This is a genomic window from Streptococcus suis (assembly GCF_017601095.1).
Lineage (GTDB): Bacteria > Bacillota > Bacilli > Lactobacillales > Streptococcaceae > Streptococcus > Streptococcus suis_Z.
Map to the genome: position 1 here is coordinate 1 of NZ_JAGFUX010000012.1, position 16,974 is coordinate 16,974.

Genomic DNA, 16,974 nt, shown 5'->3' on the forward strand with positions numbered 1-16,974 from the left:
TAAGGTTGACCCACGACACGCCACTCTTTCTCAGCTCATATATTTCTAGTTTTTCTTCATAACTTAATTTCATAAGAAAAACACCCCAATCGTTAGATTTTGTGTCTAACTTTTGGGGTGCAGTTCAAAAACCTAGTCTTTTACTTGTTTTTTTTAGCAATGTAGATTTAGGAATTGGGATCATCCAAACTACGGCCATGCAAGCCCTTTTCACGTTGGACTTGACGGAGTTTCTCTGGCGTCACGTCGTTGCCATCCTCATCAACAATCTTGATGCCTTCGACATGGGTACGCACGCTACGGCGGTAACCCTCGATATACTCCTCACGAAGAGCTGCCTGTTCCTGCAACTCCTCCTCTGTCAAACCTCCCGCCTTTTTCTTGCGGGCCAATTCATTGATGCGATCGATTTTTGCTTGTTCCATGCTTGCCTCCTACTTACTATTCAAGAGATTGAAGACGGCCACTGCGGAAGCCTTATCCGCCAAGGCTTTCAAGAGGGCCAAACGGTTGGCTTTGACCGCTGCGTCGTCCGCCATGACCATGGTATTGTCGAAGAAGGCCGCGATGACTGGGCTGAGAGCAAAGAGCTTGTCCAAGTTGCCCGCCATGTCTTCTGTCAACTCCAAGCCTGCCACTGCAGCAGCAAGGGCTTTTTCCTGGTCGTTTTCGAAGAGTGCCTCGTCAATCGCTGTCGCCTCCGCCTTTTCAGCCAAGTTGAAAACACGTGACAAGTTTTCCACGGCTTCCTTGTAGTCAGTCTCTTTTGATTTTTGGAAAATAGCAGAGCTGGCTGCCAGTTGTAGTCTGACCACAAAGGTTGAGCTGGCAAGTACAGCCTCACGGATGTCTTTCGGAATCGCCTTATCCATCATCTTCTCTACACGAGCACGGATAAAGTCCATCACAGCTGGCTGGTTGTCATAGGTCAAGCTGGCAAAGTTCAAGCTGTAGAGCTCCGCAATCAACTGATCCAATGGAATTTCCCAACCAAACGCTTCCAAAATCCGCACGATACCCTGTGTCGCACGACGAAGAGCGTAAGGGTCGTTTGAGCCAGAAGGAATCAAGCCTACAGAGAAGAAGGATAGAAGGGTGTCGAATTTGTCAGCCAGTGCCAAGACCGCGCCGACCTTGCTCTCAGGCAATTCGCCTTCTGCAGAGTTAGGAAGATAGTGCTCACGGATAGCTGCTGCCACCGCAGGTTTTTCCCCTGCAAGCAGGGCATACTTCTCACCCATGATCCCTTGCAATTCGTCAAACTCGCCGACCATACCTGTCAAGAGGTCAAACTTGTAGATGTCCGCTGCACGTGCCACATCTGCCTTTTCATCCGCAGACAAGCCTGCCAAGTCAGCCAGTTTTTCTGCGATAACTTTGGTACGTTCCATGTGCTCGTAAAGGGAGCCGATTTTCTCATGGAAGGTCACGACTTTGAGTCGCTCTACCAAGTCAGCAATCTTGAGTTTTTGGTCCTCACGCCAGAAGAACTCACCATCTTCCAAACGGGCCACCAAGACTTTTTCGTTTCCTTTAATGACATTGTCAAGGTACTGGTCATTACCGTTTCGGACGGAGATGAAGTTTGGCAAGAGTTTGCCAGCCTTATCACGCACCACGAAGTAGCGCTGGTGGTTTTTCATGGAAGTTACCAAGACTTCTTCTGGCACTTCCAAGTATTTGGTGTCAAAAGAACCCATGAAGGCAGTTGGGTACTCGACCAGGTTGAGAACTTCATTGAGCAGATCCTCATCTATCTCAACTGTCACCTTGTGTTTGTCCTCGATAGCCTTGATTTGCTCGATAATCATATTTTGACGCTCTGCGGGGTCTGTAATGACAAACTGTGCACGCAAGTCTGCCTCGTAAGAATCTGCACTTGCAATCTCAGTTTCATTTCCAAGGAAACGATGACCACGGCTGATGCGAGCTGATCTAATGTCCAAGAAATCCATATCCAATGCCTCATCGTCCAAGAGAACGGTCAAGGTGTGGACAGGACGGATGTAGGCGAATTTGTTGGACGCCCAGTTCATGCTGACAGGGAAGGTCATAGCCTTCAAGACCTCTGGAATACCCGCCAAGACTGCCTTAGCTGGCTGGCCTGCTTCGTGTTTGGTCACATAAACATACTCTTCGCCCTTGATCTCGCGGAACTCAATGTCAGCTGTCGTCAAGCCTTTGCCACGGACAAAGCCTTCTGCAGCTTTAGTGAAGTTTCCGTCTGCATCCAAGGCAATCTTCTTAGCAGGACCCTTGAAATCTTCTGTAAGATCAGTCTGCTGGTCTGCCAAACCACGCACACGAATAGCCAAGCGGCGTGGCGTTGAAAAGACATCAATGCTGTCAAAAGCCAAGCGATTGTCTGTCAAAAAAGTCGCCATGCGGTCACGCAACTGGTGCATGGCTGGAGTTACGATGTAGGCAGGAATTTCTTCCAAACCAAGTTCAACAAGTAAATTTTTGGTCATTATTCTGCGTCCTCCTTCAACAATTCTGCTCGTGTTGCTTCATCCAAAAGTGGGAAACCGAGTTTTTTCCGCTCTGCCACAAAGGTCTTGGCAACGACACGAGCTAGGTTACGGATACGGGCAATGTAGCCTGCACGTTCGGTTACAGACACAGCACCGCGGGCATCCAACAGGTTAAAGGTATGGGAACATTTGAGCACATAGTCAAAGGCTGGGTGCACCAAGCCCTCTTCCAAAGCCCGCTCTGCTTCTTTCTCAAACTTAGTGAAGTTTTCAAGGAGCATATCTTGGTCGGATACTTCAAAGGAATATTTTGAATGCTCATACTCTGGCTGGATGAAGATTTCGCCATATTTAACGCCGTCTGCCCACTCAATATCGTAAACGGAGTCAACTTCTTGAATGTAAGAAGCCAGACGCTCCAAACCATAGGTTACTTCGGCTGTGACAGGTCCTGTTGCCAAGCCACCGACCTGTTGGAAGTAGGTAAACTGTGTGATTTCCATACCGTCCAACCAAACTTCCCAGCCCAGACCAGCTGAGCCTGTTGAAGGGTTTTCCCAGTTATCCTCAACGAAACGAATGTCATGCTCCAAAGGATTGATGCCCAAACGCTCCAAAGACTCCAAGTAGAGTTCTTGAATGTTAGAAGGCGACGGTTTCATAACCACTTGGAACTGGTGGTGCTGATAGAGACGGTTTGGGTTTTCCCCGTAACGACCGTCCGCAGGACGACGAGAAGGCTCCACATAAGCCGCATTCCATGGCTCAGGACCAATAGCACGCAAGAAAGTGTATGGGCTCATAGTACCCGCACCTTTTTCCGTATCATAAGCCTGCATGAGCAAACAACCCTGCTCATTCCAAAATTGTTGTAAGGTCAGGATAATTTCCTGGAAAGTAAGTTTCTTTGACATAAGTTACTCCTGTTTCTTTTTAAATTTCTTTTTCTAATAATTCTTCCTGCACAAACCAGTTGAGTAGCGAAATGCTTTGGTCTGACTGCGCCCATTTATAATAGGTTTCAAAAAGTGCTTGGACCGAACCTACTTTCTCTACTAACTGGTCAATGGTGAGAAAACTTCGCCAGTACTCGTAAAAAATACTCGCGTAATCTCCTTCGTAAGTGGATTTTCCAAAAGCATCCAAGGAATGCCAGCCGTGTTTTTCTTGAAAGAGGTCAACCAAGAGCTGATTACAGAACCGCTCTTGAGCAAACTCTTCTTCTGTCAAAAAATACTGTCTGCTGATGTACTCGACCATGCCCTCTTCAAACCAGATGTTTGCATCATAGTCCGCAAAGTCATCCAGAAAAAGGTCTGACCAATGCGCCAGCTCATGACCGATAATTTGCAACAGATGATTTTCCGACAAACCTTTGTAGTGAGCACTCAATGTCTGCAAGTCTGGGCTGTTCTCGTAGCTATCTAGTTGATGCTGGTAAATCTTTTTCCAAACTGCTAAGTCTGATGTCATGACCATGCGGATATCATTAGTGTAGGCTGGTACGGGACTTTGGCCAAGTAATTTTCTTGCGGCTTCTTCATTTGCCCAGATAAGGGCTTGGGGCAAATCACGAACTTGATACTCCTTCCTTATAAAATGGATATAGTCATGCCATTTTGCCTCGTATTTTGAGACAAATTGCTGATAGTTAAACAGCTGTTCTTGGCTATCCACTAGATAAAAATTCTTCATATCCTCTCTTTCATCTCTGGCAAAACAGAAAAAGAACCACATTCTCTTCCCCTGTCAACAGACATAGGGGCGTTGAGAACGCGGTTCCACCCTAATTTATTACTTCATTTGTATGATTCTGATGAAGTCGGACATGGTCACGACTAGGAAAGCGCCAATTATTCCACGACTGGTCTGGCTCCCACTCTCCCAAACTCGCTAGACAGGCATTTGAAATAACCTTCTTTCATGCTTAGTATTGTAGCAGAAAAAACATGGTTTGTCTACTCTTGCCTTACAAAATCAAACTCTCCCAGTCCCCCTTTTTAGCTACCTCGACACGCTCGCGGATGATGGTGGCAGACTGGTCTAGCAAGGTCAATTCTTCCTGAGTCAAGTCTAGGTCCACCGTAGCTTCAATCCCGCTCCGCCCGACTGTCGCTGGGTAGCCCAGATAGGTCCCGTAGGCTGCTAGGTAGTGGGAAACTGGCAAGACTGCTCTGCTATTGGACAAAACCACCTCAATCAAAGTCTTGGCCGCCGCTGCAATGGCAAAGTTGGTGTAACCCTTGCCGAAGAAGACCGTGTGACCGCCCACTCGTGCCTCCTCGGCTAGCTGGTCCAGTTCCTCTTTTGGCACCAAGGCCTGAATAGGTGTTTGACCATTCCGCACCTGGCTCCAAGCGGTGAATTGGGAGTTGCCATGCTCACCCAGATTGTAGCCTGAGATGCTGGTCGGGGCAAGCCCAAACCGCTGACCCACCGCACGCTTCATCCGAGCCGTATCAAGCAAGGTCCCTGTGCCAATCACCCGCTCTTTTGGGAAACCGGTGTAGGTCTGATAGAGCTGGGTGATGACATCAACTGGGTTAGTAATGACGATGAGAATACCTGAAAAATCTGACGCAACCAGCTTTTCTGATACTTCCTTGACCTCTTGACTGGTAAAGGGCAGCTCTGCAAAACGGCTCTTGGCCGCATTGCCCTGTAGGCTGATCTTGCCAAGACTGGACACCACAATGTCCGCATCCACCAGAGCCGCATAATCATTGAGGATGAAGTTAGCAAACTGACCTGTATTGGCCACACGGTCCTGCATATCCAGCACATCCGCTGCTAGCTTTTTCTCGTCCTTGTCAATCACCACATAATCATCAAAAAACTGACCTACGATTAAGTCATGTAAGAGAGTAGCTCCAACATGACCCAAGCCAATAATCCCAATTTTTCTAGCCATATACTTCCTTTACAATTTCTTCTAGTCTGAGTATGGCAGCTACTACTTCATCTGCTGTGATGTCTGAACGGATATTGACATAGCTCTCTGTTGGAACAGTAGCTTTTTCCGCCACTTTTTTCATGGCAGTCAAACAATCTTCTTTTACTTCCAGCTGGTCCCAACGGTAAATATAGCCGTTTTTCTGATAGAAAGGCAAGAGTTTACGGACTTCAGCCTCATCCCCTGTCAGACAGAGCTGGACCAAGATTCCGTAGGCAACTTTTAAGCCATGGGCAATCTGGTGGGTTTCATGCAAGACTGTCAGCCCATTATGAAGGGCATGTGCTCCAGACACATAGTCACTGGTTTGACAACCGACATTGGCAGCTACCGCATAGACTGTATCCACCATGCGTTCAAAGGCTGGCGTGACCTGCTTTCTATCGGCTGCTTCAAGGACTGCCTCCGTATCATGCAAGAGAATGTCCTGACTGACCTGAGCTGTTGCCAAGGCCAATTGTACCATGGCTGGTAATTCTTGCCGCTTCTTACCTCGATGAATGGCTTCCAGCTCATACCATTTGGCCAAAGTATCCGAAATACCACTAATCAGATATTCCTTTGGAGCATCAACCAGCAAATCATAATCTACAAGCGTCATAAAGCCAGACCGCTGGCAATAATCAATGGACTTGAAACTGTGGTCGGGATGATAGGCCACTAGGAGCGGTGTCGAGCAAGCACAGGTCGCAACCAGGGTCGGCACTAGAACGACCTCAACATTAAGTCGATCTGCCACTCCTTTGGTCGTATCCATGACCTTGCCACCACCGATACCGACAATGACATCGGCTCCCAGCTGACCAGCCTGTGCTGCCAAACGGTCCATGTCCTCATGACTAGCCGTACGGTCATAAAAGAGCACTGGCCAGTCCGCCTCCTTGCCAAAATGCTTGACAAAGGCAGTGTAGGCTTTTTGGCCCGTCACAATCACAGGCTGTTGAAAAAGGGCCAGCCGAGCCGACAATTCCTTTAAGGAACCTTGAGAAGCCACATATTGACCCGGCTCACCACGTACTAATTTTTCAAATTCCATAATCGCTAACTCCTTTTTAGATTAGTATAGTAAAAAACAAAGACACGGTCAAACTTCCACTTGTCTTTGTTTCTAACAGTATGTACTAGCGATGATTAATTTTCTTAGTGAGGAAATCACCAACAAACTGAATGACGAAAATCATCACCAAAATAAGAATAGTCGCCACCAAGGTTACATCATCTGCGAAGCGATTGTATCCATAGGAGATCGCTACGTTTCCGAGACCCCCTGAACCGATCGCTCCTGCCATGGCTGTATAACCAACGAGAGAAATCAAGGTCAAGGTCGTCACACGGATGATATCCGGAAGACCTTCTCGCAAGTAAACCCCAATAATATCCGGAATAGTTGCACCAGAAGCCTGTGCCGCCTCAATGACACCACGATCCAGTTCTGATAAGACAACCTGGATTTGGCGGGCATAGAAAGGGAAGACAGATAAGGCCAAGGGAACCAAGGCTGCCTTGGCACCAATACCTGTACCCACGATGGCACGGGTGACAGGGTTCAAGAAGGCCAAAAGGATAATGAAGGGAATGGCACGAAATAGGGATGCAACCTTATCTAAAATCCAAAAGACATACTTGTTTTCCAAAACACCTCTTGGAGCTGTTAGGACCAACAAAAGTCCTGTAATTAAACCCAGTAGTCCACCAAATAAGAATGACCAACCTGTCATGTAGATAGTCGCATTAATGGCTGTCAACCAACCTGTTTGCGTATCCCAACCCATTCTGTATACGTTGGGCATATAGGTTTCAATCCATTCTAACATGATTGTTCTCCTTTCAAAATCGTTACTTCAACATGGGCTTCTGTTACAGCTTCAAGTGCTCGGTGGATATTTCCTGGCTCACCTGACAAAATCAAGACCATTTCACCAACTGGCGTGTGATCCAAAATCTCAATATTTCCATACAGAATATTGGAAGATACCTGATAAAATTTATAGAGGTCGTTGACGATAGCTGTATCTGTGCTGGCACCTGAATACTTGAGTTGTACCAATAGGCTGTTCTCTGGCAAGTTTTGCACAATTCCCTGTTGGTAAATCTTCACCAAGGCCTCATCAATTCCTGTTGCTGTTTTGATGAAATCTTGGGTCAATTCTTCTTTTGGATGCGAGAAGATTTCAAGGACAGAGCCTTCTTCAATCAATCGACCATCCTGCATAACCGCCACACGATTGGCAATATCTTTGACAATCTGCATTTCATGAGTAATCAAGACAATGGTCAATCCAAGTTTTTCATTCAACTCCTGTAAGAGAGCCAAAATTTGCTTAGTTGTACGAGGGTCCAAGGCAGAGGTTGATTCATCTGAAATCAAAATTTTCGGATCATTTGCCAAGGCACGCGCAATAGCTACCCGTTGTTTCTGACCACCTGACAATTGGGCAGGGAAATTTTCAGCTCTATCCGCCAATCCCACCAATTCCAAGAGACGGTTGACTTTTTCTGCTTTCTCTTCCTTGCTCAAACCTGAGTGTTTAAGAGCAAAGGCAACGTTCTCTGCTGCTGTCATTTGCGCCATCAGATTAAAATGCTGGAAAATCATACCGATATCTCGGCGTTTTTCCCGTAATTGAGCAGGGCTCAAGGTTACTTTTCCTTGGTCAAAAATCACATCATCATCGATAGTAATCTTGCCACCTGTAGGCACCTGCAAGAGATTGATGACACGAACCAGGGTTGATTTACCCGCTCCAGAATAGCCAACAATCCCATAAATATCTCCCTGATTGATATGGATGCTGACATCCTTGACAGCTGTAATCTCCCGTTTTTTCTGACGGAAGGTCACATCAATATTGTCTAATTTAATGATTTCCTTACTCATAGCTTGCAATCAACTCCTCTACTAATTCTACATGGGCAATATAGTCTGCAATCTTCACATTTTCATCGCCTGCATGGTCTCGACTGCCTTCGTGGCCCAGTCCAAATCCAGCAATGGGAACACCTAGAGCATGGAAGACCGTATGCATGGGACCTGTTCCGGGTGAGGTCGGCAGTACCGACACCCCTTGGGGATAAAATGACTTAGCCAAATCGATGACCTTTACAATAGCAGGCGCAGACATATCCGAACGGTAGGATTCTTCCCCTAAGGTAAAGGTTACCTCAACTTGGTAAAATCCTCTGTCTGCCAGATAGGTACGAATAGCCCTTAAAACGCCCTCAGGCGTCAAACCTGGAACCAGACGAACCTCCATCTTAGCACTAGCATTGGCAGGAATGATGGTCTTGACTCCCTGCCCCTGATAGCCTGTGGACAAACCTTCAATGGTAATAGATGGTTCAAAATACAAACGTTTCAAAAGTTCTCTGCGTTCCTGACGCAAGAGCGGCAGACTTAAACCATAGATTTCTTTCAAACTATCTGCATTGACCAGGGCGTATTCTTCTACCAAGGCCATTTCACGCTCATTCGGTTCTTGGACCTTATCATAAATTCCTGGAACCTTGATGCGGCCGTCTGGTTCTCGCAGGCTAGAAAGAGCTTGTAACAAGTACCAGGCTGCTGAATCGATTACACCACCAAAGGAAGAATGAATATCCAAATCAGCACTCTTTACAGTGACATCAAAGGTCACGATGCCCTTGTTCCCACCTGAAATCTCCAGCTGGTTTTTCTTGTTGCGAATGCCCTGCTCCCAAACTAGAAGTTCTGCTTGACTGAGCTGTTCCTTGTATTTGTCCAAATATTTATCCAGGTCTACAGAAGCCGACTCTTCAGCCCCCTCCATGATGAAGATAATATTGACTGGCAGACCCCCCTGCTTGGCTAAATATTTTTTGACTGCAGATAGACGGGCCACGATGTGTCCCTTGTCATCATCCACCCCGCGACCGTACATACTGTCTTCAGTCAGGGTCAATTCAAAAGGTTGGCCTTTGAGCCAGATTTGGTCGCTATCGGCTGGAACCGTATCGTAGTGGTTGTAGAAAATAATGGTTTTGGCTTCAGGATTGTCTGCTGCAAATGTCGCTAAGACAAAGGGAGCAGCGAAAGACTTATCAACTAAGACATTGGCTCCTGCCTCTTCAAAGATCTCTTGAAGGTAGTCAGCAACCTCTTCCAGACCAATCTGTTGGGCAAAGATGGATTTTTTACCAATCAAGGCCTTCAGATGCTTCAAATCCTCCTGGACAACGGTATCCTGCCAAAATTTTTCAATTTGTTCTTTCTCTGACAAAAATGCCATGTTGACTTCCCTCTCTAAAAATAGGAATAGAAGCTGAAACACACGTATCAGCTTCCTCTACTCCCTATCTATAAACTATTATTCTGCTGAAACTTCATCCCAGATAGCGAAATCTGTTTGGTTTGAAGCACGTTCAATGATTTCTGCAACTTCATCAGTGTTGTAAGATGCAATCAAGACTTTGATAGCGTCTGCCTTATCAGATGATTCCCATCCGTTTTGCGCTGCAATAACGTTGTACCAAACCTCAGTGTCTGCACCTTTTTGCTCGATGTAAAGGGCTTTAGAAGTATCAAGACCTGCTTCTTGTGCATAGTTGTTGTTGATAACTGCACCGTCAACTGACTCAAGTGAACGAACTGTTTGGCTTGCATCCAATTCTGTAATAGTGATGTTCTTTGGATTTGAAGTGATGTGAGAAAGTGTAGCTAATTCGCCATCTGCAACATCCAACTCGATCAAACCTGCTGACTCAAGCAAGAAGAGGGCACGGCTTTCGTTTGTTGCATCGTTTGGAACGGCAATTTCTGCACCTTCTGGAATATCTTCAATAGAAGCGTACTTGTCTGTGCTGCCTTCAACACCTGAGTAGAAGCGGATTGGGCTGTACAATGTGTAACCAGCCACTTGCAAGTCACCACCGTTTTCAGTGTTCCAGTTGTTCAAGAAGTAAATGTGTTGGAAGGCATTGACATCTACGTCTCCTTCAGCCAAAGCCTTGTTTGGTTGTGAGTAATCTGTGAACTCTGTCAATTCAACTGTAACACCCTCAGCTGCTGCCAACTCAGTAACCTTGTCCCATACTTCTGTTGTATAGGCATTACGTGTCATGATACCAACTTTAAGAGTCGTTGTATCAGCAGAAGACTCAGTCGTTGTTGAAGAGTTTGAGCTACAAGCTGCCAAAAGACCAAGCGTGAGAGCAGCTGTTGCTGCAAGACCAAAAATTTTCTTTAATTTCATGATGTATATCTCCTTAATTTGAACTATCCCTATCTTACCACAGGGAAAGAAATCTGGCTATTAGACTTTTTTTATGCTTAGATATAAGAAAAAACTATAACAAACATATTGATGATTATTAGTTTTGGGCCATTTTTATATAGTTACAGACTGACTAGCCCCAAAGCTCAGTAATTGACCAAGCATTCCAAATGAAAAATGAACAAAAAAGCACCGAACCGGTGCATTTATAATTTTTCAACTAAGTAACGGAAGAGTTGGCGTGAGCGTTCGCATTCTTGCCATAGAAATTCTGGGTGCCATTGAATCCCAAGCAGCGAAGTACCTTTTCGATTTTCAAAAGCTTCAATCGTTCCATCTCTTGGATCATGGGCAGTTGCTACCAATTCTGGTGCCAATTCCTTGATACTTTGACGATGGAAAGAGTTGATTTGGCTACCTTGGTCAAACAACTGGCTAACACGACTATGGGGTTTGACACGAAGACTATGCGAAGTTCCTGCATATCCATCCTGCCAATGGTCCTCAATTGCCTGATGGAGACTCCCACCAAGTGCAACATTTAAAAGTTGCATTCCTCGGCACACCGCAAAAATTGGTTTATTCTGTTTCAATGCCTCTCGAATCAGGGCCAATTCAAATTCATCACGCGCTAGCAGATAATCGTCACTCTCAATTAACTTCTCTTCTCCATAAAAACGTGGATCCACATGCTGACCACCTGACAGGATCAACTTATCAATCATATCCACATAATCTTTGGCTTGGGAAACTTCTCCCATTGGGATAACAATTGGCAAGCCTCCGGCATCACTAACGCCTTGGGCTAATTCGCTTGCAACAGCAACATAGGTTATGCCTGTCTGACCAGGAAATTGCTTTTCATTTCCAGTAATTCCCACAAGAACTTTTGCCATACAGGCACCACCTTTCGACTTACTTGAACAACATTCTACCATGTCCCTCCACTCTTGTAAAATAGAGATCTTTTATCAGGACATTAAGAATTTTTATCAGCATTTTCACCTGGTTTAAGACCCAATACAAAATGCCCCGGTCTCCACTCTTCCAACCGCCCCTCTATTTGAAATTCCTGTCTCGACTGGCCAAGGCTAGTCAATTGCTTACGAGCTTGAGAAGGATCCAAACTCAGATTGGCAGAAAGTAGGTAGCGGGTATAGGGATGTCCAGGAGTTTCAAAAACAGACTTAGAAGGCCCTATTTCTACGATTTTACCACGGTACATTACTGCGATTCGGTCCGCAAATTTCCTAACTAGGTTTAAATCATGGGAAATAAAAAGATAACTCAACCCCAACTCCACTTGCAGGTCCGTCAAAAGTTGGATAATCCGTGCTTGGGTTGACACATCAAGTGCTGACGTCGGCTCATCACAGACAACAAAACTCGGTCGACTGACAATAGCTCTAGCAATCCCAATCCGCTGACGTTGACCTCCACTAAAGGCAGCTGGTTTCTTCCCTTGGTCCGCTACTACAATTCCCACTCTTTCCAAGATTTTACTTGCAATACCGTCCGCTTCCTTATGATCCAAATGGTCCAAGGGTTCCCGAACCAACTCCAAAGCTGTCATATAGGGATTCAGCGAGGAATAGGGGTCTTGAAATACTACCTGCATTCCCTGTGATCCCGATTTATCTTTTTCTAAATGGACCTTCAATTGTCCCTGACTCGGTTTTTCCAAACCTAAAATCAGCTTGGCCAGGGTTGATTTGCCACTCCCTGACTCACCAACTAAACCTAGGGTCTCCCCTTTGACAATCTTTAAGGAAACCTGATCGACAGCTTTTGTCAGAGTCTTTTTACCAAAAAGCGTCTTACTAGTATATTCTTTTTCAATGTTTTCTAATTGGATTAGGACCTCACTCACTGCTTTCAACCTCCCTTACATAATGCCCTGGCTCTATTTCGACCAGTTTTCCCATCCGCTCTTGTACAGAAATATAATAATCCCCATCTTCTAGTTGCGCTGCCTTAAGCAAGGATTGAGTATAGTTGTGGGCTGGACTATTAAAGACCTGATCAACCTTTCCACTTTCCAGGCACTGACCCGATCGCATGACCATCACCTGGTCACTGATTCCAGCAATCACACCAAAGTCATGACTGACCACTACTACTGTCAATCCTAACTCCTCCTGCAATTCTTTTATAAGGGACAGGATTTGAGCCTGAACCGTCACATCAAGGGCTGTTGTCGGCTCATCAGCAATGATAACATCAGGCTTAGCCAATAAGGCCATGGCAATCAAAATTCGCTGCCGCATACCACCTGAAAACTCAAAGGGATATTGCCTCAAGCGTTTCTCTCCCTCACTGATTCCAACACGGTCTAAAAGAGCCAGCATCTCTTGTTTTCTTTCTGTTGCTGATAATTCTGGCTGAAAACGAACTAGAATTTCTTCCAAATGATAGCCAATCTTTCGCAAAGGATTCAGTGATGTCATGGGATCTTGAAAAATCATCGCAATCGGCAAGTTTTTTCCATTCTCAATAGTTTTCCCCTGAAAGAGAAATCGGTCGAAAGACACTGACAAACCTTTGCCTATCAAGCCCATAACCGCCTTCATGCTAAGACTTTTACCAGAGCCAGATTCTCCGATAATGCCTAGAACTTGACCTTTGGGAATGGCTAAATCAAGCCCCTTGACCAAAGGGTCTTGCGGTCGTCTAGACTGATGAATGGTCAGGTTCTGAATATGAATAATATCTGTCATACCGAGTCCTCCTCCAAAACATGTCTAAAATAGTCCCCCAGCGTATTGAAGGAATATATGGTTAATGCAATACACAGTCCAGGCAGGAGCGCCATGTGAGGGGCACTTTGCAAGGTGGACTGAGCATTTTGTAAAAGAGAACCCCAAGAAGCTAAGGGTTGCTGGATTCCCAAGCCCAAAAAACTCAGGGCTGATTCCGTCATAATTGCCGAAGAAATACTAGTGGTTGCCGCAACAATCATTGTTGGTAAAATCCGGGGCAAAATGTGCCGCCAAATGATGCGAATAGAGCTAACCTGAATAAAGGTAGCATAGACGACATAGTCCTGTACCTTGGCGGACAAGGTTTCGGCCCGCAACAAACGAGCAATGCTCATCCAAGAAAAACCACCAATTACAATGATAATAGTCGAAAGCCCAGGTTTTAGAAACACACTTACAACAATAACCAAGACTAGCCATGGAATTGAAGAAAGTACATCAACCACGCGCATGAGTACACTGTCTAGTAACCCACCAAAGTAACCAGAAACAATACCGACCAAACTCCCGATTGACACAGTCACCACCATGGCAACCAAACCAACCAGAAGTGAAATTCTCCCCCCATACAGAACCCGGATCAAATAATCCCTCCCCAGTTGATCCGTTCCAAAGATATGGTTGAGACTAGGTCCCTGGTTCATCTGACTGACATCTGTCTGGTTGGGATCAATGGGTATCAATGGTGCAAAAACCGACAACAGAAGTATTACCAGTAAAAAGACAAGTGCAAAGAGATAGGCAGGATTGGCAACCAACTGCTTAAACCACTTATTCATGCTAGTTCCCTCCCTTCCAGATCCGCGGGTCAATCAAGGCATATAATACATCTGATAGCAGATTTCCTACAATCACTAGACTGGATGACAAGAGCATAACCGCCATGATAACTGGATAGTCCAAACTCCTCGTCGCTGAAGTCAGATATGGTCCCACACCCGGCCATGCAAAAATAGTCTCTGTAATCAAAGCGCCCGTCACCAACATAGGGAGAGCCATCCCGATCTGTGTCACAATCGGAATTAAGATATTCCGAAAAATATGCCTACGAAAAATGGAAAACCGGCTAGCTTGAAAAGCTTCCTGCACCGTCACATAGTCCTTGCCACTTTCGATTATGGCGGCCGATCGAATATAGCGAATCAATTCTGGCATAAATGCCATCACCAAGGTGAGATAGGGAAGGATAAAGTGAGACAGAAAATCCACAACATCTCCCTCCTTACCTAAACTATGCATCCCAATAAACGGAAACCATTTTAACTGATAGCCAAACAGATAAATCAACAACATGGCAAACCAAAAGGTTGGGACTGCAATCCCCAATGAAGCAAAAATTTCTATCAACCTATCTACCCATTTTCCAGCCTGGGAAGCTGCGAGTAGACCAAGAAAGACTGCTAAGACTAGTGCCGTCACATAGGCAGGCAAAACCAGGGAAATCGTATTAGGAATTTTCTCTGCCAAATCCGCCGCAATACTATGCTGGGTGAGCAGCGAATACCCAAACTGACCCGAAAGGAGATTGCCCAACCAGGTTGAATACTGAACTAAAAACGGCTGATCCAAACCATGCTTGGCCTTGAGTAAATCAACTTGCTCCTGGGTCATGTTAGGTGTCGTTAAAGAATCAATAACGTCATATGGTGCCAATTGAATCAAACTAAAGACAATAAAAGAAATCAATAAGAGGAGAGGCAAAGCCTGTCCTATTCGTTTTATGATATAGCGATACATATACTCTCCAAAAACTGTGAAAGAGGCTGGATTCTTCCATACCTCTTTCGATACCACTGCAAGGCAAATTCGCCTTTTACTACAAAGCTGCCTTAATCAATCGTCAACTTAGATGGGTCTTCAAACGTATAAATCGGAACCAAACCAGCCTCTTCTACTCCCTGTACTCGGTTGTTGACCGCAAGGACTTTTTTATTATCAACTATTGGGTAAATCGCTGCCTGCTCTGCTAAACTAGCCTGTAAATTGTCATAAATTACATCTCGTTTTTCCTGATCTAGTTCAACCGCACCCTGAGCAAATAGGTCATCAATTTCTGAGGACTGGAGTTTAAAGTAGTTGGATGCCCCACCTGATTTAAACAAGCGAGCATATTGGTCAGGGTCATTGCCCATGATATAGCCCCCCAAGAAAAGGTCATAAGTTGTCGAACCTTCCTTCTTCAACTCCGTAAAGATAGCAGTTGAATCACCACCTGCTAGTTCCACCGTTACACCAATGGCAGACAATTGTTGTTGAATCAAAGTCGCTTGCAAAGTTTGAGCAGGATCTGATGAACTGTAAGCCAGATTGACTGTCAAATTGCTCACACCCGCATCTGACAATAGTTTTTTAGCTTTTTCTATATCTTGACTGTAGGTTTCCACATCCTCTGTTACATATGGATTGGCAACTGGTAGGAATGAATACGGTGTTTCATAGTATTGTTCATCCAAATAAGCAGCCTGGTTCATCTCATCCTTGTTCAAGGCATAGAGCAAGGCCTGACGAACAGAAACATTATTTAATTCTTCTGTAGAAGTATTTAATCCTAAATACCCAATACGGTTCTCTGTATAAGCATAGGTGGTAATGGATTGACTGTCAAAATCTTGAATGTCCGAAGGCAAAACAAAGGCTGCATCAACTTCTCCCGTTTGAAGGGCAACCTTGGTCGTATCTGCACTAGTAATGATGCGTAAGACAAGATTTTCAATATCAGCCACCCCCTTATAGTAGTGTTCATTGGCTGCTAACTGTATATATTCTCCATGCTTGTACTCAACCAGCTTATAAGGACCAGTCCCAACCGGGCTTGCCTCAAGCTGACTCGCAGAAAAATCAGGCTCATTTTGATAGATGTGCTCTGGAATGATGTAGGTTTCTGTCACAATATTATCCAAAGCAGGGGCTGAAACCGCAGGAAGAACAAATTTAACAGTGTAATCGTCTAGTTTTTCAAGGGTCACAGGTTTGCCATTTATCCACAAACCATCCGCATTCCCGTTTTCCTCCTTCACCTTTTGAGCGTAAGTAAACAGCACATCATCTGCGGTGAATGCTTCCCCATCCGACCACTTGACATCCTGTCGAAGTTGGACTGTAATGCTGAGACCATCTTCTGCAATCTCGTAGCTCTCTGCCAATTCATTGACATAAGTCCCATCTGCCTCCACTCGAATCAGTGGCGAATAAATCAAATTTGTCAAGGTCAAGCCCCAGCGGTCACTGGTATTGATTGGATTGGTTGAACTCGGATCCCCACTAATCGCATAAGTAAATGTCTCTTCCGAATCCGCTGCACTAGAACTGCTAGTAGTCTCGCTTGTCCCAGAACTAGCACATGCAGCTAATAATAGTGTCGAAGCAAGGGTCAACAAATGAACGAATGTCTTCTTTTTCATAAATTCCTCCTAAATGTAAGCTGAGGCTATTGTAATAGGATTTTTTACATGGAACCAATATATAAAGTTTATGACCTCTTAAAAATTTTTTATAAGAACCTGACTCGATTCCAATCTTTTAACCTCAAAATATGACTCAAAAATCCGACAATAAAA

At 45.1% G+C, this 16,974-nt stretch carries 16 protein-coding genes; all 16 read right to left on the reverse strand.

Features of this window, described 5'->3' with window-relative positions; all coding sequences use genetic code 11:
* Positions 1–167 precede the first annotated feature (167 nt).
* The 16 genes from J5566_RS09065 to J5566_RS09140 all read right to left on the reverse strand — a co-directional run bounded on the left by J5566_RS09065 (position 168) and on the right by J5566_RS09140 (position 16,818).
* On the reverse strand, positions 168–425 hold the full coding sequence (locus tag J5566_RS09065; RefSeq protein ID WP_208563026.1) for a DUF896 family protein: 258 nt from the start codon (positions 423–425) through the stop codon (positions 168–170).
* A gap of 9 nt (positions 426–434) precedes the next feature.
* Complete coding sequence (gene glyS / locus J5566_RS09070) at positions 435–2,471, reverse strand: glycine--tRNA ligase subunit beta (RefSeq protein WP_208563027.1); 2,037 nt, start codon at positions 2,469–2,471, stop codon at positions 435–437.
* Positions 2,471–3,388, reverse strand: coding sequence for a glycine--tRNA ligase subunit alpha (glyQ, locus tag J5566_RS09075; RefSeq protein ID WP_002939388.1), 918 nt, complete (start codon positions 3,386–3,388; stop codon positions 2,471–2,473). The genes glyS and glyQ overlap by 1 nt, the downstream gene beginning before the upstream one ends.
* 19 nt (positions 3,389–3,407) lie before the next feature.
* On the reverse strand, positions 3,408–4,169 hold the full coding sequence (locus J5566_RS09080) for an elongation factor Tu (protein WP_208563028.1): 762 nt from the start codon (positions 4,167–4,169) through the stop codon (positions 3,408–3,410).
* 274 nt (positions 4,170–4,443) lie between these two features.
* Positions 4,444–5,385 (reverse strand): lactate/malate family dehydrogenase, encoded by a 942-nt coding sequence (locus J5566_RS09085; protein ID WP_208563029.1) that lies wholly within the window; start codon positions 5,383–5,385, stop codon positions 4,444–4,446.
* Positions 5,378–6,463 carry an iron-containing alcohol dehydrogenase family protein gene (locus tag J5566_RS09090; RefSeq protein ID WP_208563030.1) on the reverse strand — a complete coding sequence of 362 codons (1,086 nt, stop codon included), beginning with the start codon at positions 6,461–6,463 and terminating at the stop codon, positions 5,378–5,380. Before J5566_RS09090 ends, J5566_RS09085 begins: the two co-directional genes overlap by 8 nt.
* Positions 6,464–6,548: 85 nt before the next feature.
* Positions 6,549–7,241, reverse strand: a complete 693-nt coding sequence (locus tag J5566_RS09095) for a methionine ABC transporter permease (protein WP_172044382.1) — start codon at positions 7,239–7,241, stop codon at positions 6,549–6,551.
* A complete protein-coding gene (locus J5566_RS09100; protein WP_208563031.1) occupies positions 7,235–8,305 on the reverse strand; it encodes a methionine ABC transporter ATP-binding protein in 1,071 nt (356 codons plus the stop codon). The genes J5566_RS09095 and J5566_RS09100 overlap by 7 nt, the downstream gene beginning before the upstream one ends.
* A complete protein-coding gene (locus J5566_RS09105) occupies positions 8,298–9,674 on the reverse strand; it encodes a M20/M25/M40 family metallo-hydrolase (protein WP_208563032.1) in 1,377 nt (458 codons plus the stop codon). The genes J5566_RS09100 and J5566_RS09105 overlap by 8 nt, the downstream gene beginning before the upstream one ends.
* A 78-nt stretch (positions 9,675–9,752) precedes the next feature.
* Positions 9,753–10,637: a MetQ/NlpA family ABC transporter substrate-binding protein gene (locus tag J5566_RS09110; protein ID WP_208563033.1), complete on the reverse strand. Its 885-nt coding sequence runs from the start codon at positions 10,635–10,637 to the stop codon at positions 9,753–9,755.
* Positions 10,638–10,864: 227 nt separating this feature from the next.
* Positions 10,865–11,554, reverse strand: coding sequence for a gamma-glutamyl-gamma-aminobutyrate hydrolase family protein (locus J5566_RS09115; RefSeq protein ID WP_208563034.1), 690 nt, complete (start codon positions 11,552–11,554; stop codon positions 10,865–10,867).
* Between the two features lie 83 nt (positions 11,555–11,637).
* A complete protein-coding gene (locus J5566_RS09120) occupies positions 11,638–12,528 on the reverse strand; it encodes an ATP-binding cassette domain-containing protein (RefSeq protein ID WP_208563035.1) in 891 nt (296 codons plus the stop codon).
* Positions 12,521–13,375 carry an ABC transporter ATP-binding protein gene (locus J5566_RS09125; RefSeq protein WP_208563036.1) on the reverse strand — a complete coding sequence of 285 codons (855 nt, stop codon included), beginning with the start codon at positions 13,373–13,375 and terminating at the stop codon, positions 12,521–12,523. The genes J5566_RS09120 and J5566_RS09125 overlap by 8 nt, the downstream gene beginning before the upstream one ends.
* Positions 13,372–14,196, reverse strand: coding sequence for an ABC transporter permease (locus J5566_RS09130; protein ID WP_208563037.1), 825 nt, complete (start codon positions 14,194–14,196; stop codon positions 13,372–13,374). Before J5566_RS09130 ends, J5566_RS09125 begins: the two co-directional genes overlap by 4 nt.
* Before the next feature lies 1 nt (position 14,197).
* Positions 14,198–15,154, reverse strand: coding sequence for an ABC transporter permease (locus tag J5566_RS09135; RefSeq protein ID WP_208563038.1), 957 nt, complete (start codon positions 15,152–15,154; stop codon positions 14,198–14,200).
* A 92-nt stretch (positions 15,155–15,246) separates the two neighbouring features.
* On the reverse strand, positions 15,247–16,818 hold the full coding sequence (locus J5566_RS09140; RefSeq protein WP_208563039.1) for an ABC transporter substrate-binding protein: 1,572 nt from the start codon (positions 16,816–16,818) through the stop codon (positions 15,247–15,249).
* Positions 16,819–16,974: the final 156 nt, after the last annotated feature.

Coding starts and splice junctions, on each gene's coding strand:
- J5566_RS09095 (WP_172044382.1), bottom strand. CDS start 7,241: ATGTTAGAATGGATTGAAACCTATATGCCCAACGTATACAGAATGGGT.
- J5566_RS09065 (WP_208563026.1), bottom strand. CDS start 425: ATGGAACAAGCAAAAATCGATCGCATCAATGAATTGGCCCGCAAGAAA.
- J5566_RS09115 (WP_208563034.1), bottom strand. CDS start 11,554: ATGGCAAAAGTTCTTGTGGGAATTACTGGAAATGAAAAGCAATTTCCT.
- J5566_RS09100 (WP_208563031.1), bottom strand. CDS start 8,305: ATGAGTAAGGAAATCATTAAATTAGACAATATTGATGTGACCTTCCGT.
- J5566_RS09135 (WP_208563038.1), bottom strand. CDS start 15,154: ATGTATCGCTATATCATAAAACGAATAGGACAGGCTTTGCCTCTCCTC.
- J5566_RS09130 (WP_208563037.1), bottom strand. CDS start 14,196: ATGAATAAGTGGTTTAAGCAGTTGGTTGCCAATCCTGCCTATCTCTTT.
- glyQ (WP_002939388.1), bottom strand. CDS start 3,388: ATGTCAAAGAAACTTACTTTCCAGGAAATTATCCTGACCTTACAACAA.
- J5566_RS09140 (WP_208563039.1), bottom strand. CDS start 16,818: ATGAAAAAGAAGACATTCGTTCATTTGTTGACCCTTGCTTCGACACTA.
- J5566_RS09085 (WP_208563029.1), bottom strand. CDS start 5,385: ATGGCTAGAAAAATTGGGATTATTGGCTTGGGTCATGTTGGAGCTACT.
- J5566_RS09110 (WP_208563033.1), bottom strand. CDS start 10,637: ATGAAATTAAAGAAAATTTTTGGTCTTGCAGCAACAGCTGCTCTCACG.
- glyS (WP_208563027.1), bottom strand. CDS start 2,471: ATGACCAAAAATTTACTTGTTGAACTTGGTTTGGAAGAAATTCCTGCC.
- J5566_RS09080 (WP_208563028.1), bottom strand. CDS start 4,169: ATGAAGAATTTTTATCTAGTGGATAGCCAAGAACAGCTGTTTAACTAT.
- J5566_RS09105 (WP_208563032.1), bottom strand. CDS start 9,674: ATGGCATTTTTGTCAGAGAAAGAACAAATTGAAAAATTTTGGCAGGAT.
- J5566_RS09090 (WP_208563030.1), bottom strand. CDS start 6,463: ATGGAATTTGAAAAATTAGTACGTGGTGAGCCGGGTCAATATGTGGCT.
- J5566_RS09125 (WP_208563036.1), bottom strand. CDS start 13,375: ATGACAGATATTATTCATATTCAGAACCTGACCATTCATCAGTCTAGA.